The 17341-nt window shown below is 51.8% G+C and carries 11 protein-coding genes and 1 tRNA gene; all 12 read right to left on the reverse strand.

Annotation, left to right across the window (positions count from 1 at the left end; genetic code table 11):
- The 12 genes from JW814_00570 to JW814_00625 all read right to left on the reverse strand — a co-directional run bounded on the left by JW814_00570 (position 1) and on the right by JW814_00625 (position 17085).
- Positions 1 to 75, reverse strand: a tRNA-Asp gene (locus JW814_00570).
- A 170-nt stretch (positions 76 to 245) separates the two neighbouring features.
- A complete protein-coding gene (locus JW814_00575) occupies positions 246 to 1886 on the reverse strand; it encodes a glycoside hydrolase family 3 protein (GenBank protein MBN2069920.1) in 1641 nt (546 codons plus the stop codon).
- Between the two features lie 89 nt (positions 1887 to 1975).
- A complete protein-coding gene (locus JW814_00580) occupies positions 1976 to 3253 on the reverse strand; it encodes a SpoIID/LytB domain-containing protein (GenBank protein ID MBN2069921.1) in 1278 nt (425 codons plus the stop codon).
- Between the two features lie 58 nt (positions 3254 to 3311).
- Positions 3312 to 3965 (reverse strand): hypothetical protein, encoded by a 654-nt coding sequence (locus JW814_00585; protein ID MBN2069922.1) that lies wholly within the window; start codon positions 3963 to 3965, stop codon positions 3312 to 3314.
- Between the two features lie 218 nt (positions 3966 to 4183).
- Positions 4184 to 8248 carry a hypothetical protein gene (locus tag JW814_00590; GenBank protein ID MBN2069923.1) on the reverse strand — a complete coding sequence of 1355 codons (4065 nt, stop codon included), beginning with the start codon at positions 8246 to 8248 and terminating at the stop codon, positions 4184 to 4186.
- 222 nt (positions 8249 to 8470) lie between these two features.
- Positions 8471 to 9025 (reverse strand): hypothetical protein, encoded by a 555-nt coding sequence (locus tag JW814_00595; protein ID MBN2069924.1) that lies wholly within the window; start codon positions 9023 to 9025, stop codon positions 8471 to 8473.
- A gap of 189 nt (positions 9026 to 9214) precedes the next feature.
- Positions 9215 to 9766, reverse strand: a complete 552-nt coding sequence (locus tag JW814_00600; protein MBN2069925.1) for a hypothetical protein — start codon at positions 9764 to 9766, stop codon at positions 9215 to 9217.
- An 84-nt stretch (positions 9767 to 9850) separates the two neighbouring features.
- Positions 9851 to 10498, reverse strand: a complete 648-nt coding sequence (locus JW814_00605) for a hypothetical protein (GenBank protein ID MBN2069926.1) — start codon at positions 10496 to 10498, stop codon at positions 9851 to 9853.
- 303 nt (positions 10499 to 10801) lie between these two features.
- Positions 10802 to 13897 carry an efflux RND transporter permease subunit gene (locus tag JW814_00610; protein MBN2069927.1) on the reverse strand — a complete coding sequence of 1032 codons (3096 nt, stop codon included), beginning with the start codon at positions 13895 to 13897 and terminating at the stop codon, positions 10802 to 10804.
- A gap of 1 nt (position 13898) precedes the next feature.
- Positions 13899 to 15011 carry an efflux RND transporter periplasmic adaptor subunit gene (locus JW814_00615; GenBank protein ID MBN2069928.1) on the reverse strand — a complete coding sequence of 371 codons (1113 nt, stop codon included), beginning with the start codon at positions 15009 to 15011 and terminating at the stop codon, positions 13899 to 13901.
- A gap of 2 nt (positions 15012 to 15013) precedes the next feature.
- A complete protein-coding gene (locus JW814_00620) occupies positions 15014 to 16441 on the reverse strand; it encodes a TolC family protein (protein MBN2069929.1) in 1428 nt (475 codons plus the stop codon).
- Complete coding sequence (locus tag JW814_00625; GenBank protein MBN2069930.1) at positions 16441 to 17085, reverse strand: TetR/AcrR family transcriptional regulator; 645 nt, start codon at positions 17083 to 17085, stop codon at positions 16441 to 16443. The genes JW814_00620 and JW814_00625 overlap by 1 nt, the downstream gene beginning before the upstream one ends.
- Positions 17086 to 17341: the final 256 nt, after the last annotated feature.

Consider the following 17341-nt stretch of genomic DNA (forward strand, 5'->3'; position numbering starts at 1 on the left):
CGGGGCCGACGAGACTCGAACTCGCGACCTCCTGCGTGACAGGCAGGCGTTCTAACCAAACTGAACTACGACCCCGTACTAAAATCTGCAATTACTCCAGCCCTGGCAAAAAATACCCCGCCAGACTGAAAAAACCAGGCAATCATACATGCCCGGAGTGTATATAAATAACAAAAGAGGCCGTTAAAGTCAACTTAATTCGACCTGATTGCAAGATATCGGAAAAAGAGTGATCGCTCCCTCGGCTAGCCTCTTCCGATGAGAAGCCTTCCGGCGGTTTTCGCCGTATCTCCAGTAGTACCCATGCATGCAATGACTGTTTTCCCGGACGGGATCGACCTGGCATCCCATGGCCGCTCTCCAAGTACGATGACTGAATATTCACGCGTCAGGCCAGCGAGGTTTTCGGGTAAAAGAGGTCTTCTGTTCAGCAGGACCAGCACTTTTTCCGAATCGCTCGAAGCTGGCAGAGGCAAGTACCGATATAACTCGACCGGCTCCCGCGTTCGGTCGATACTTCTCCCGGCACAGGGAATAAACTCATCGCGGCCCGGCTCCCCTGCCGCCCCGAACACTTTACTCAGAACCGACACGAACTCGATCACCGGAAAGTATTCGAAATCCTTTATCTCGCCGCAGAAGACCGGCTCGACCGGTATCCCGGCACCGAAGGGAAGCAGATTCCTCTCGTCTCGCAATATAGTGACGCTCTTTTCGGCCACTATAGAGTAAACCTCATCATTCCACTCCGCGCCGGGATACTTCCGCCGATTGGGCGCGATGCGTTCTTTCATCGCGATGATCCTTTTTCTCGATTCAGATGAGATCTCCGGAAAGGTCCCTTCCCAGAACTCTTCGTCCTTGATAAGAATCGGGAGCCTATCCCTCAGCTCGCTATAGACTTCTTCGGCCGGCCTTGTGAAAAGAAGGATGTCATTTCCCGCCTCCAGTGCTGATCTTGCGACTTCAGCAGGTTTACGAGTACGGGTATGCGTCGGGCCGGCTATCTCCGATCCTTTTTTCAGCGCGGAGCAGCCTCTTCTCTCATCTGTCGGACCTGTAGGGATCGCCGTAACTCCTCTTCCGGTCAGCGCTCCGGCCATCTCCAGCCCGTCAGTGATAATAACGCCATCGAATCCGATTTCACGGCGTAGCACTCCATTTATGATACCAGGGTCGAGAGAGGCGGGAAGCTCCCCGCCGGCGGGAAGCAGATGAGCCATCATCACCGAATCTGCTCCCGCTTCGATCCCCGCGATGAAAGGAATCAAATCATCCTTCTTAAGCCCGGCGATCGACTTCTTCAGCATTGGAAGAATGACATGGGAATCACCTGACGAAGATCCATGGCCGGGAAAATGCTTAAGCGAGGTCAATAGCCCCTCTTCGGACAATATTCGTACTGCTTCGGCCACCGCCAGAGTCGTTTCAGGTCCCGATTCGGCGAAAGCACGGGTCCCGATCACAGGGTTCAAGCACTCGGAGTTGATATCCGCAACGGGAGCCGCGACCATATTGACCCCCGCTGATAGTATTCTTCCCGCGGTCTCCCTCAGCTGGACTTCGAATATGCTTCTATCTCCCTGCCCCCACGCGGCCATCTGCGAAGGTGGTGTTCCAAGCGCTTTCGCCAGCACAGAGATCCTTCCACCTTCATGATCAGCCATTATAATCGGCGAAAGACGCGCCGAAGATCTTATGATTTCCGACACCTCGTTTGTCAGCCTGCCGAGCTGCGCTGCATTCTCGACATTCCGGGCGAAAATTATCACTCCCGCCGGCGCCAGTCTGCCCAGAAGATCCCTTTCCCCGTCAGTCAGTTCGGTAGCGGCGAGACCGACTACGAGATGAGCGGATAGTCTTTCAAGCAACCTGTCAATATCCATAATGATCCTGTCTGGATAAATTCATCTTTAACCGGATTTGATTATCTTTTCGGTCCTGTTGACCTGTCGAAGGTGATCCGTTCCCATACCTATTGATAAAAACGCTTGATAGTGATCCCGGGATAGTAGTGATAGAGTATCTCTTCCGCGCTGTGGCCAAGCTCGGCCATGCGAATCGCTCCTGTCTGGCACATCCCTGTCCCATGACCGTTTCCTCCACCCTTGAGATCGACCGACACTACCTTCCCGCCGGCTCGCCTGACCTCCATCTTGAACAATGTGCTTCTGAGGATCGGCCCGTTGGCAAGTCCCGGTCTCAGGACCCAGCGGATCCTGTCCCCGGTCACATCATACGATCCATTCTCTGTCGTGATCCTCAGTCTTTCTATCCGCCCGCTTCGCGATACTCCACTGGTACTGATATCTACCAGGCTGTTGAATGAAGCCACTCTTGATCCAAGCTCGGCGGGAAGGGTCTTTTTAAGGATTTTCAGAAGATCCCTTCCGGTCCAGTGTTCTTCCCACCGAAAGTGGCGCGAATCCGAGCAGAACGACTTCCCTCCCGGACTTGCCGCGTCGCGATTCCCGTAAAGATATGGAAATTGGGCTTTCCATGGCCAGCCGACGCGGATATCGGCTGTATATCCACCACAACAGGATGAATAGTAAGCCTTGATCGGATTACCATTCCAGAGCGCAACCAGCCCCCTGGTCTCGTCGACCGCCCTTGAGGCATCGGGGTATTCTCCGCCTATTCCCTTATAGACCTGGTCCATTATCGTCGCGCGCAGGTCATACGGCTCGCCCTTTTTTTCCTCCAGCTTGCTGAGCGCGTACGAGCGTGAAGCGATCGCCTGCACCTTGAAAGCTTCATACTGGTCTTTTTTAAGGTATCCTATCTCCGATGGAAGCACTCCTTTGATATAGTCATCAAGATCTATTATGTTGATCGCCAGTATATTATCCCGCTCTCCGCATTGCAGCATCAGGATTCCTCTGTAGACCTTTCCGTTTATGCTGAATCCTTTGCCTCCTTCAGGCCTTATGATCAGGATCGGCGTCCTCGGAAGGCCTCGCCCCCTTTTCAAGACCTTCAGTTCACGTCCAGCTCTAGACACAGTGACAGGCCCATCGAGAAGAAACCCGTCTGATATCGTATTGTCATCCTGCCTGCACGCTGCATTGGCCGCTCCCGCGTCTATATCGACTTTTCCATCCGTATCGAGAATCAGGACACGGACCATTGCAGATTTCGACGAGACCGGTTCTTTCTCGACCTGACGTGAGATGTAACGGGCCGGTTCCTTTCCACAGGAGAGGAACAGGAAGAGCAGGATCAGGCTTGGGGGAAGGAAGGCCTTTCTCATTAGAATAGATTTCCTTTCGAAAATGGATCAGATCAAACCGGCCATCAAAACTGGTCTTTCAGGCGGGGAAAAAGAACTCTCCGGACAGATCGGCATTCCCGCCATCTGAATCCCTTTCGCAGGGGTCTTGCCCTTTGCCATCCGAGCAGAGCGATTCGTTGGCCAGCATCGCGACGCAGACAGCTTCGCGGGATTCCTTATCGAGACCGAACTTTTTCATCGCACCGTCCACTAGACTCTGCAGGATCGCTTCGCTGACAGAGACCGCGGTGCCTTCACTGCCGGACAGTATGGTAAAATGGCTTGCCACAGCCACTCCGGCCATTTCGCTCAGGGCCGAAGGGTCTTCGGGAAATATCCTTCCCGCTATTTCCATGCATTTAAGACCGATAATGTCCACCTCTCCGGAATCGATATCGACTTTCTCAAACAACTCCTGGTAGAGGCTGATTATCTGGTGAAGGATCAGAAAATTGATCCCCGCTGTATCCTCCGAATCAAAGTCATCAGCAACTTCGAGAGCTTTTAACGCGTTGAGAAGTTCCTGGGGTAATGCCATCGAATGCGTTCCTTTAAGGTCGATCAGGGTATCGTTGCCATACCCGCTGACTTCGACGATGACAGCTCCAAGCCGCCCCGGCCTGTTACCTGTTTCTATACCGACGATAAGCCTGTTCTTTTTCTTTCTTATTTTTTCCAGGAATTTTTCCAAGACGATACCTCCGTGTATGCGATCACCAAAGCCTTAAAAGCATTCTAGGAAAGAATATCGGAAAAGGTAAAGATATTTCTACCGATTAGTTACCGGAATCGATCTGTGGAGGGATCGAAATAATGATATCTCCTCTCCACAGGAAGAGACCTGGCTCGAGCCGTAAATTCAGAAAATCGGGATATGGAATTGGGAGTTGGAGATCTTCAGAAGAAAACTCACTCCAGTTTCACGGAAATCGTCTTTCTGTCTATCTGCTTTCCATCTTTCTCCATACGCAACATAATGATGTAGTTTCCATTGGCCACTCTGTTGCCAGCGAGGTCGCGGCCATCCCACCAGATATGATTGGGGATATATTCACCCTCCAGAGACCCGCTGAACTGCCCTAGCATACTCGGAGGAATCTCTATCTTCCTTATCAATCTCCCCGAGACATTGTAGATCATTATCTTTCCTGAATCGACCGCGATATTATTCGTAAACGATATATTGGTCCCGGAACTGAATGGATTGGGAAAACTGAAGAATCCAACTGCCAGCTCTCCACCGGTCACTTCAAAAGCGAACTCCTTGGAATATTCTCCTACCCGAACGGAGAATTCGTGGCTTCCACCGATAAAATCCCTTGAAAAAGAGACTTCCCAGTGAGTCGAATCTGCTCCGGATGGAACCGACATGACCACCTCCGATAACTCCGTTCCGTCAAGCAGCAGCAGGGGGGGCTGAGCCAGAAAGACCGGAAAATCTACTTCCAGGCGAAAATCTCCGCTCGGAGGGACCTCTCCACCGGACATTACCTCGTTATCTCCGTTATAAAACATCCTCATCCGCGTATTTATTACAAGTTCTCTCTGTCCGGCGAGACGGCCTCCTGGCCTATGGATATTGAAAGTCAGACCCCCGTCTTCAAGCGAGATATCGTATTCGATCTCCGCGTAATACCCTCTCGCCCATGTCGTCGTCTCGGACCCGATCCTTGTTATTGAAAGCTCGCCGCTTCTGTCCTCGTCGTCGACAAAAAGGGTTATCTCTCCCAGTGATATCACGTCGCTCGCTCTTAAACGAAGTCTGCACATATTTGATCTGTTCTTCGACCTCAGCGTATCTGATTCCATTTCCTGCCAGCCCTCGCCCCAGTCTGATTCCAGAATCATCATCGGTGGACCCGGATCGACCGTTATCATCGGATCACCCAGAAGAAAATATCTGTAACTTTGAAGAAACCCGTAGAATGTCGATCCGATATGTTCTATTTCCGCCTTGGTCAAAGCCTCTCCGAGATTCCAGTGGGCTCCCGTCTCTTCCATGGCGGGTGGTATCAGATCATCCGGCGGATACTTGAAGATCGTCTCATGCAAGCGGTCAAAGAACGTCTCGTTCTGGTCAAGCAGTTCAAATCCTGAACTTGCGTAGGCGGAGACCGCCCCGGACCTCGATTTAAACAACATCTGCTCGCTGATACAATCGCCGTTCGGCCCGTCGACCGAGACGCGCGACAACTCCTGCACGATCGCGTACTGGCTGATATGGCAGCCCGCTCCAAAGAAGATAAAATTCCTGTCGGAAGTCAATTTGTCGAGATCCCTGTACTGGCTGAACATAGAGAATCCCGATTCCGTGCTTAGATGCGCCCTGTGCGCGTGCCCCTGGAACGAAAAAATCAGGGCTCCTTCATTCAACCGGGCAAGGATATATGGAGTGAAATACTCTCTCGTCGAATCTGTCACTTCTGAATAGAGATTAATCCCACTGTCCCCGATATCATGAAGGCTGTCTGTCCAGCTTGAAAGAAAAAGCCTCTGGATATCGAAACCTCCCGGAAGTGAAGATTCGATATCCTGGGCGATCCGTTCCATTCCCTGCTCGAAGTGAAGCTCTGTCGAGTGATATCTGTAATCAGGATAACCTGACCACGCGTCGTCGGCAAAGAGAACTGTCCTTCTTCTCCACTGATCGCTCATTTTCGGGTCCTCGAACCGGTACATCTTGATAAGAAGCGCTCTCAGTTCAAGGTCTCCACCTACCGGCAATCTTCCAACGAAGACGTCCGGATAACCGCTCTGGGGCCATTCTTCATCGAGAAAAGCGTAATACTTGTCTGTCGCGATCACCTCGTCGTCATAATCAGCACCTATCACGTCGACGCTGTACGTAAATGGTGGTATATAATCGGGAGGCGTTCCCTTTATCGGGGATGGATCATAAAAGATCTGTTTGTGGTCCTCGTTTCCATCTCCGACGAGAAGCACGAAATCCACTCCCCAGTTATCATGACCGAACCGGATAAATCTTTTGATCGCTTCGGTCGATTTCAGGCCGCCGTTGAACTCGTCGTAAATATCCTCGACATCCACCTTCAGGATCCTGAATCCCTGATCTTCCCTCCATGTCTTGTATTCGGTGAGCGCTGTCACCGAAGGTTCAAGAAAATCACTGTGCGCTATGACAAGAGCGTCGAACGGTCCTGTCTCGGATATATGCGCCGATGGGTTATCTACCGATATCCAGTCGTTATAAATATGCCCGGCTCCGCTTCTTCCCGAGATGACAAACGATTTTTCTGTCATCGCGAGAAGATCCAGGTCTATCGAATAACTGTTTCCATCGAGATGGTAATCTGCCCCCGGGAGAGTGAGGAATAGTGGCGCTTCAGCGTCTGAAATATCGATAATAAAACCACCTGGCTCTGAAAAACCGGAAACGGTGACGGCTTGCGAAGCGATCTTGCCGGCCAGGGAGAATTCGAGGATATCGCCAGCCGCGTTGAACCCGGCGGGATATATTATCTCGAAATCATTTACGAGAAAACCATAACTCGAACTTCCCGAGATGACCAGTTCATTCGTCCCGTCGGCCAGATAGTTAGATGGTATGCCGGTAAACTCAAGATCAAGATCTCCCGTACTGCGGAGAATTCCCGTACCTGCCGTATTGGTCCCCGCGGAATTGCGTATCCTTACTGTCACACTCTGGTTCAGGGCACCCCAGATCGAACCTGTGAGTCTGACCGAAAGGGTAAAAGTGTTCGAAAGGTCGGGAGAATTGATCTCGAAGGGAATCACTGTCTCACCGCTTAGCGGCCCTTCAATGTAGTAAAAATCCCATTTCCCCGCTAACGTGTACCTGTTGTAATATGTGTCCTTCCTATTCCTGGAGCGCGAGTCGAACAGTGTCGTCGGCATGGCAGGTCCCTGGGCGGGAGAAAAATCATCCATCAGAGTGCCCGCCTCATCCTCCTCGAGCCATATGATATTATAATCTGTAAATGTGGCGAACTGGTCCCCTGCCTGAGCGTCATCCTTTATACCCCTGGCGTAGAAAACGACTATATCGTCTCCTTCGAAGATCGAAGGCGAGGATTGCGTGCCCTTGATTATCCGGTATGGAACGGGGGTCTTACGCTTCAGGCCCGGCTGTCCCTGGTCAAAATACAATTTATTCAGGGAAAACCCGGTATTGGAGATTGAAGAGGACATCCCCGATGATATCAGGGAATCAGCCCTTACGGCATATACTCCCGTTTCGGGGATTTTGATCTTCAGGCGTTTTCCCGCTTCGAAAGGGACAGCATCCCTGCGGATATCTTTCGTGCTTTTTATATACTTCTCGACATCGCGGGGATTTACGAGGAGATCATCATATATCCTCTGCCATCGCTTTGAAGCCGGCCCATCTGTCGTACTGAATGCTCCAGGCCGTTCGGTGACTCCTCCAGCGAAAGCTACCCGGACCGTCATCTTTCTGGCGATCCTGTACCGCCCCCCCGAGAGATAGACAGGGCTGACCATGACGGGAAGGACTCTCTGCCGGCTCATAAACGCGGGCGCGCCTGCTTCCAGAACGCTGATCGCTGACTCACCCTCACCCCTGCCTTCGGGGAGATAATACTCCACCCCGGGGATATCACCTTCATTTTTAACAAAACGGCCCTCTTTGACCCTCTCCAGGTTCAACTCCCCGAGATCATCACTGACGGTGATACTGTAATCTACCGACGCCTTCCCCTCCGGAGGGATCGCCACATGAAAAGTCTTTCCCGGCAACAAGAAAGAACCGGGGCGAGAGAATGAGCCGTACCCTTCAAGGACTATCCTTACGGCCCCACCTCCGGACAGTTCGATCCCGGGCTGGGGTATCTCGATCTCGAATACAACTCCTTGCGGGGAAGAAGATACAAGACGCGTGGCAGCATTCAGATGAGCAGCGCTAAAAGAGAGGAGAATCAATGTTATCAGTAATGACCTTTGAGAGGCCGCTTTGAAGAAAATCGATTCTTTCAAACGGGTTCTCCTGTTCCCAGGGGGTTCGGCAAGCAGGGAAAAACCATATAGATTAATATCGTTACCTTTTTATTATAACAAATCGGAAGGGCCGGTACATAGAAAATTAAGACCTGTCATTCAGTCAGATCGTACAAAAAAAACCGGAGCAGCATCAGCTGCTCCGGTAATCTTTGACGATACCGGGAGATCCCGGTGATCATCGGAGACTTTTCAACGCTCTTACTCGTTGATCAGGCTCTTGATAGCTCCCCAGGTGCTCGTTTCGTTGGCGACGACGCCATCCTGGTTGAGACCGAACTTGTTAAGAGGGGTCACTGGTTCGATCGTACGAAGCGCGTCACAACCGGCGACCTGGACCTGGGTCTCGATAAGATCGTGAGCTACGAGCTCGACATAACCTGCAACACCGTCCATCAGATAGAACGGAAGGTCGAAGGTGTAGAACCAGTCGCCCTGGCAAGGACAGCTGACCTTGATACCAGGAGCGCCATAGGGGGCACCGTCGGCAATACCCATGGCAGGGTTCTTTACGCCGGCGAGGGCTACGAGGTTCGTAGTTCCATCAAGGGCAACCTGATACTCGAGAGCCGTGACACCATTGTCACTGGGCAGACAGTATACATAGATGTGGAAGTTAACGAAAGGCGGAACGAAGATAGCTTCCTGGACTGTCCGTCCGTGATCGGCATAAAGGGCCATGTAAGCAATGGGGCCGGCATTGGCAGCGCCTGCCAGCATAGCGAGAGCGATAACCATCATTAATGCTTTTTTCATCTTCAAATTACTCCTGCTGATAAGATAATCAACTCTAAATTTAACCTACACCTCGTAATCAGGAAGATTTCGGTGTTGAGTAAAAAACAGCTTCTATTCAGTCCCTACTCATCACCTCCTCAACCCGCGGCCCTGTGGCTGGATGACTGGTTTCACTCACCCAGCCACTTTATCCGCGATAGTTCTTCCCTATTTGTACAAGGACTTAATCGCACCCCAGGTACCATCTTCCACAGCTATCTGGTCGAGACAGAGGTATGTCGTCAGACCTATGATAGGGAAAGTCTCGTTTTCGGGGTAGTAAGTACCACGTAACTCACCTGATTCAGGATTGACCGTTATTAACAGCGGATAATCCGGCATAAGCTCGCAAGGTGCCACGGTTATACAATTCAACGTCGCCATTAAATCGTAACCATCGGGGAACCCGGTCATCGGTGGCCAATAGGAAATGGCGTGGCCTTCGAGAGGATCCGTCGGCGAACCGATGGAGACCTGCTGGTTCGAAGGATACTCAACGCTCTGAACCTGGAAATTGGCATCCGGAGCAAGAAGCAAATACTCGATCGCTGTCACATAATAGTCGCTCTGCACGAGAAAAAGATGCAGCTGGAAAGATGTCAGCATGCTCGGCTGATAATGCAGCTTTCCATCTGAATACAGACCCAAAGTCGCGTCAGCAGCGCCTAACAGTCCTGGAATCAGGAGAGCAATTGCAACTGTCAGCAGTACTCTCTTCATAATCTAACTCCCTTATTTTGCAGCCCAAAAGTTGAATGAATTCACTTCACAGGGTCGCCAGATAAAAACAACCTGGTACGCCTATTAGAAGCATTCATGCAGATAATGCTCCCCGAAGAACGCAAAATCACTCAGGTTTATAATCTTGTCGCCGTTGTAGTCACAACAGTCATCGTACATTGCATCCCCGTCTGCAGTATTGTATGCATCACCGAAGATGGAGAAATCAGACAGATCGACCTCGCCCGTGGGGATAAGGTCGGGGCTGATGATCTGGATATCGACGCATGTGACGTCGACGCATCCGGGCATATCTACGATAGTCTTGCCCTGAATAGCCAGATAGATACCACCTGAAAGGATACATCCGCCGCCTGAGATACGGCCGGAGATCTCGGTATAACCGAACTCATCCGTAAGGGCATCCGCAGCAAAGGGAGCCGAACAGAGTGAGAGTTCCTGAGCCGGATCGCAAGCGTTCATCCAATAGTCAGTCCAGGGAATACCTTCAATCCCGTTTCCTGATGCGTCTCTGGCATAAAGCCAGATATAGTCGTTGCCATTGCCGCAACCATCATAGATCCACTCGAAATCCCCCGCGGGGCAGATCGAGACTCTCATACCTGTGCAGCTGACACCGAACTCACTCTGACATGGGTCGACGTCACCAGCATACAGGGATGTTGCGAAAACGAGCAACAAAGAGAAAAGCAAAACTTTTCCTTTGAACATCTTTTAACCTCCTAAACCTTCGAAAAGGCTTGGGACCTTAAGTTAAAAAGAACAGACGAAACGGGGGTACCACTAGCCTCCTTCCGCGGATCAATGTTGGAGATACCTTAACTTACTCGACAATCAGAATTGTAGCATAAATATCGAATCGAAGTCAACAGTAAAGTTCGGATCAGCCCATTCGCCTCCTCCCCCTGAGGTTCTCAGGGGGAAAGGCAAAACATGCGTAACCAGCATATATAGCAAAGCATTACAATTATTAATCTGCCGATTCTGGATAGACAGCGGCTATAAGAACATCTTTCAATAAATATTTTTATTTTTTTTATTTTTTTCTTCTCTTTTTTCCCTTCTCCCCGCGGGAGTAAGCCTGTCTGCCATAGTATAGATGACAGGTATTATAAAGAGGGTGAATACGGCGGAAAGAAGTACTCCGCCGATCTGGACTACAGCCATCGGAGCCCTGTATTCCACTCCAGCCCCCCCGAGAGCCTGGGGGATCATGCCGATCGCTATAGCGAGGTTTGCCATTATGATCGGCCTGAGCCGTGTCGGACACGCTTCAAGAAGAGCTTCTTTCGCGCTCATCCCCTTTGCGCGCAGCTGTGACGTATAGTCGAGGAGCAGGATCGCGTTATTGACAACGATACCGGTCAGCATGACCATCGCCATCAGGGACATGATATTGATCGTCTGACCGGTGAAAAAGAGGGCAAATGAGGTCCCGATCAACCCGAGCGGAAGTGTGATCATAACGGTGAATGGATGGACGAAACTTTCGAGAATTGCTGCCATAACTATATATATCAACAGGATAGCCAGGATCATCGCCGTCTGGATGGAAGCGAACGACTCATCCTGGATCTCTGCCATTCCTGAATATTTCACTATCACTCCCGGCGGGATCTCAAGTCTGCCGAGCCGCTCGTCTATGACAGCCCTTGCTTCACTAACCGTTCCGGTAGCGACGTTGGCCGATATCTGGATCATCCTCTCCTTGTCCCTGTGCAGGATCTCGGCCGCGCCCCTCTCCCTTTCGATCACGGCGATATCGGAAAGGGGGACAGAGCCCCCGCCAGGCATGCTGAAAGTGAGATCGCTCAGATATGAAGGATCCTTCCTGTCCTCGAGCGCGTACTGGACCTTGATATCGTATTCTTCTCCCATCTCGCGATAAACGCCGGAGAGCTCCCCTTCATACGCTGTCCTGAGGATCATTCCGGCAGCGGCCGGAGTGATGCCTCTCCACATCATCTGCCTTCTCCTTGGCCGTACCCTTATCTCGGGTTTTCCCGCCTTCTCACTCGACATGACTTCTACAAGCCCCGGGGTCTCCCTGACGATCCGAAAAAGCTGGTCTCCGACGAGAGAGAGTTTTTCCTGGTCACTCGAAAGTACTTCTATAAGAAGGTCAGCTTCGGCTGAACCGCTCTCTCCAGAAGTGGTCACCATGATCTCGGCGTCGGGGATCCCCGCAAGCGAGGGCCTGATATCATTCATGAATTCCTTGATCGAAAGGTCCCTCTCGCTTCCGTCAATCAATTTGAGCGTTATATTCGCCTCCGCTATACTCCGCTGACCTCCGCCGATCTTCGTTATCACTCCCTCGACATCGTCTCTCTGTCTCATCAACTTCTCGATCCCCGCCGCCACTTCAGTCGTTCTTTCGATACTCGTTCCGGCAGGAAGTTCAACAGCCACGATCACCACATTCTGATCGACTACCGGCATGAACTCCCCCCCGATGAATCTGAAAAGGAACAGGGCAAACACAAAAATCATGAATACTCCGACAAGCGGAATCCACCTGCGATCGAGAGATTTTGACAACAGGGATCTGTATCCTCCGGCGAGCCGTCCGTAACCGCTGTCCCAGGAGTCGGCGAATCTCGTCCATAGATGATCGCTTGAATGGTGACTCCCCGCCCTGGCCCTTATAAGCCGCGCGGAAAGCATGGGGACCATCGTGAAACTGACCAGCAGGGATATGACGGTCGCGAAGACCACCGTCACTCCGAACTGCAGGAAGAACCTTCCTATGATACCGCTCATGAAGGCGATCGGCGTGAAGACGACAATATTCGTCAGGGTCGAGGCGATCACCGCGATGGCGATCTCAGAGGTGCCCTTCTCGGCCGCCTCGAATGGATCCATACCTTCCTTGACATGGCGGGAGATGTTCTCGATCACTACGATCGAGTTGGTCACCAGGGTCCCGATCGATATCCCAAGTGCCAGAAGGGTCATTATATTGACTGTGAATCCCGCCTGTTCTATCAGCAGAAAAGTCGCGATTACCGAGACAGGCATCGAAACAGCCGCGATCAGGGTCTGTCGCCAGTCATGCAGGAATAGAAAGAGTAAAAAAGAAGTAAGGATTATCCCTATCGCGATATTGGACATGACATCCTTGACCGAGTCCCTGACGAAGATCGAAGGATTATCGGTTATGATCACATCTATATCATCATCGAGGACACTGTCAAGCTCATCCAACACCTTGTAGACTTCGTTCGCGATCGCCACGGTATTGCCGTCCGATCGTTTCTTGATCGACAGGCCGATTACAGGTTCGCCGTTCCAGGTCGATGACTCGCGCAGTTCCTCGGTCGTGTCGAGAATATCGGCGACCTCTGAAAGAGGTATCGACTGGCCTGACGGGAGCGGGATCCGGAAATCGGCAAGCTCTGCCGGATCACTGATCTCGCCTGCCATGCGGAGGGTCACCTCGCTTGCCCCCCTCGTTATATGACCCGCGGGGATATTGAGGTTCTGTGATGATATCACGCCGATAAGATCGAGCAGGCTCAGCCCGTACGCCCTCAGCCTCTCCGGAGCGACCTCTACCCGTATCTCTCTTTCCCTCTTTCCCGTGATCTCGACATCAGCTACGCCGTTTATACGGCTGAAACGCTCACGAATCTTCTTGTCCGCTATCTGATAGACTTCCTGAAGAGGCCTCGGCGCCGATACCGCTATCTCCATTACCGGTGTCGAAGTCAGATCGAATTTCTGTATCACCGGATCCTCGGCGTCATCGGGAAGAAGGTAACGGATCGCGTCTACCTTCTCCTTGACGTCCATCGCGTCGAGATCGACATCTGTCTCCAGTTCAAACTCGATTATCACCTGCGACATATTCTCCATAGAGTAGGACTGCAGGTCCTTTACATTCGCGATGGTGGAAACCTCGTCTTCGATCTTCTTCGTCACCTGGCTCTCAACTTCGGATGGGGAAGCGCCGGGATAGACCGTGGTGATAATGATCACTGGAAAATCGATCCTCGGCATCATCTCCACAGAGAGCCGCTGAAAAGAATATATCCCCATTACGAGCATCAGGATCAGAATCATGCTTGTCAAAACAGGCCGGCGGACGAATATCCTGATCAGATTCATATCAGTCAGCCTCCCCGCCCGCGATGACCTTCACGAGATCGCCGTCTTTGATCATCGACTGCCCGAATAGAACGACTTTCTCTCCATCCGATAATCCGGAGAGGACTTCGACCCTGTCGGAAGTACCAAGGCCTGTATTGATCCTCCTGAGTACTACTCTGGTCTTGCCGCCATCGTCTGTTACCAGAGCGAACACTGACTGCCCCATCTCATCCCTGATCACGCACCGGGTGGGGACCGTCAGGACTCCCTTGCGATCACCTGTCAGTACCTGGAAAGAAAGAAGGAGGCCGGGGATCAGTTTTCCGTCAGCGTTTGGGAAAAGAGCTTCTCCGCTTACAAGATGCGTCTCGGGATCTGCGGCGAGGTCTATCCTGCCGATCGATCCCTCCCCTGACCATCCGCTGCCCGCGTCTCTCCACACCGCTTTCTGGCCTTCCGAAAGAGCAATCGCCTGCCTGCTGCCTGCCTCGAAAGCGACCCTTACAGAGTCGGTACGGGCGATCCAGGCGAGGGGTTTTCCGTTTTCAGCCATCTCCCCCTTTTCAACCATCAGGCTCATGACTACTCCGGGATGATCGGCTACCAGGTCGATCCCTTCCCTCGCGTCGCGCAGATCGCTTTCCGCTATCTTCAACGCCATTTCCGCCTGGTCGAGGGTCTGCCGCGAGACAGCACCCTCGTCGAACAGATTTCTTACCCGCCTGGTCTCCTGGAGAGTGTTTTCATACAGGGCTCTCGACCTTTCATATGAATGAAGCATCGGATTTGCCGCCGTTTTCTCGAGCCTTATCACGACATCTCCTCCCCTGACCCTGTCCCCTTCGCGCTTGAGGATATCCATCACCTGGATCGAATTCGTCGAAACGATGGGGTACTGGATGATCCCTTCGACCGTTCCGGCGATCGTCTGCCAGACCTTGATATCGCTTGTCTCAACCGGCACCACTTCGACAGGCCTGCCCTCCTTCTGGTGGATCGAACCTATACTCTCGATATCGGTGCCGCTGCTCACCGTGTTGAACCGGTAGGCAAAAGCGGCGATAATGATCAAAAACGCCACAATAACAAGATATCTCCCGTAAGACACCTTTTTCCTTTTGACATCTTTCATTTCTACTCGCTTTCCTTTGTCGATCTCTGAGAATTGTTTGAATCTTCCGCTCCAACAGCCAGTTCGAGACTGGCTTTTGCCATGTTGCACGCGTAGAGCGCCTGGGCCAGCTGTCCCCTCGCCATCGTCATCGCCAGCTCCGCGTCAAGTCTTTCGACCGGGGTAGCAAGGCCATTCTTCATCCTGACCAGGGCAAGCCGGTGCGCCTCTTCGGCAAGCGCGACGGTTTCCTCTCTTCCCTTGAGAGCCATAATAGCATTCTCCAGGGCGAGAACTGAGACCCTGACTGCCATCTCCTTCTCCCTGAGAGTCTTTTCCAGTTCTATAGAAGCTGATCTGAGATCAGCCCGTGCTCTGTCTATCCTTGCTTTTGCCTTCAGCCCGTCGAATATCGGTATCTGAAATCCCAGAGTCACCGCCGACGATCTCGCCAGATTCTTCGACTCTGGCATATATGAATCCGACCACTGGCCCTGAAGAACAAAATTCACTCCGAGTTGTAGAACTGGATAGCGCTGGGCTCTCTCAAACCCGACGCTATGCCTTAGAGCCTGAAGCTGATGGTCAAGAGCGCGGACATGTACATTCTCGCTTCTCATAATACCGATATAATGATCAAGCCCCTCTGTCCTTTCGATTGCCCTTAGAGAATCAGTAAGTGCGATCACTGTTCCGGGATCAAGCCCGCATCTTCTTCTAAGAAGGATGAGAGCCTGCTCGACTGCATTGGCCGCCTCGATCAGCTGGGGAGCTCTGTTCTTCAGTTCCACCTCCGCGCGGAGAAGATCGAACCTGCTGACCGCCCCTTCCCTGAACCCGGCCCTGCTGATCCGCACAGCCTCTTCTGTCTCCTGGCAGGCTTTTTCCGCTATCCGGTGGTTTTCCATCGCCAGAAGCACTGAATAATAGGCATCCTTGACCTGGAACTGAAGATAATCGGAGACGGCTGTCTTCTGATATTTCATCGCCTCTATCATCTCCCTGGAAGCGCCGATCCCCGAGGATACCCTTCCCGCCGTCCAGAGATTATATGTAAGCTGGGCTGCCGCCGAGAAATCGTTATCCTCTCCAAGCTCTATCTTCGTCACGCCGCCGAACGCATCCCCCATATCGGAAGGAAGAAACATGACCGGTTTTCTGATATTTCGCCCATACTGTCCGCTTATAGACATCTCCGGTAATCTTCCCGATCGCGCCTCTTTCAACCCCGCGTAAGCCCCCTCGACCCCAAGCGCGGCCTGCCTGATCGATTCGTCATTCTCAAGTCCGAGCCTTATTGCTTTTTCAATCGACAGGTCAAGCCGGACAGGCTCTTTCCCCGTCGAGGCGTCTACTTCGTCCGCCAAAGCCGGACCGGCCAGGTCCGCCAACATTATCAGAATGAAGGATAATGGGATAAACAACCTTATCTTAAGTTCTCGAATCCTCATCAAAGCTCCTTTGGTGAATTATTTTTCGATTTTCCCGTTTCGAATGGCTGAAGAAATATCCTGTCCAGAAGTTCAGCGATCTGTCCGAAAGAATCGGCGTCCCTGTCGGCAAGGACCTCAAGAAGCCTGTGCCCCGCCCCTTCGATCATCACAGCGTGAATCTCAGGATCGATATCCGCCGAGAACTCGCCCTTGTCTATCGCCTCGCGAAGCATCGCTGCTATCTTCTCTACGTGCCCCTTCTCTGCTTTTTCAGCGACCGCGTCAACTCTGATCCCGCCTACCTCATGAAAAAGCCTGATAAACGGGATATGATCCTCGAATATCTCCATGGCGGTCCTTAGACGGATCCTTATCGCTTCGACCGCTGGACACCCCGGTTTGATCGCCGTATCGCATCTCTCGCGCATAAGGTCGACGATATAATCTATCACTTCCCTGTAGATCGCTTCCTTTCCCTCGAAATGCGAGTAGATCTTCCCGATTGAAAGATCAGCCCTGTCAGCGATCATCTGCATACTGGTCTTTTCGAACCCGTGCCTGCCGAAGATATCCGAAGCGGCAATAAGGATCTCCTCCCTGTGCCTCTTCCTTTCCCTTTCCCGCCTGCTTAATTGACTGTCATTATTCGTGTTATCTGCCAACACCCACTCCCTGAAACGGATATTCGTATATAGAATGATCATTCATAATCCGAATTATTATCCTGAATATATGCGGATTTGTGGAAGTGGCAAGTTAAAAATCGGTTTATTTTTGACAGTTTCAGCAGCAGCTACGGTAACAACTAGGTCAAATACCATCCGTATGACAGGACGCGGCCACAAAGCCGGTTTTATGTTGCGGACATTTCTGCAAGCGGAATAAAAAAGGTCTCAATATTATTCCCGGCGCTGACGA

It is taken from the genome of Candidatus Krumholzibacteriota bacterium, from assembly GCA_016932415.1.
Lineage (GTDB): Bacteria > Krumholzibacteriota > Krumholzibacteriia > Krumholzibacteriales > Krumholzibacteriaceae > Krumholzibacterium.

Bases quoted from the DNA above. Each gene is read 5' to 3' on its own strand.
- JW814_00575 (MBN2069920.1), bottom strand. From the start codon at position 1,886: ATGGATATTGACAGGTTGCTTGAAAGACTATCCGCTCATCTCGTAGTC.
- JW814_00580 (MBN2069921.1), bottom strand. From the start codon at position 3,253: ATGAGAAAGGCCTTCCTTCCCCCAAGCCTGATCCTGCTCTTCCTGTTC.
- JW814_00595 (MBN2069924.1), bottom strand. From the start codon at position 9,025: ATGAAAAAAGCATTAATGATGGTTATCGCTCTCGCTATGCTGGCAGGC.
- JW814_00600 (MBN2069925.1), bottom strand. From the start codon at position 9,766: ATGAAGAGAGTACTGCTGACAGTTGCAATTGCTCTCCTGATTCCAGGA.
- JW814_00605 (MBN2069926.1), bottom strand. From the start codon at position 10,498: ATGTTCAAAGGAAAAGTTTTGCTTTTCTCTTTGTTGCTCGTTTTCGCA.
- JW814_00610 (MBN2069927.1), bottom strand. From the start codon at position 13,897: ATGAATCTGATCAGGATATTCGTCCGCCGGCCTGTTTTGACAAGCATG.
- JW814_00615 (MBN2069928.1), bottom strand. From the start codon at position 15,011: ATGAAAGATGTCAAAAGGAAAAAGGTGTCTTACGGGAGATATCTTGTT.
- JW814_00620 (MBN2069929.1), bottom strand. From the start codon at position 16,441: ATGAGGATTCGAGAACTTAAGATAAGGTTGTTTATCCCATTATCCTTC.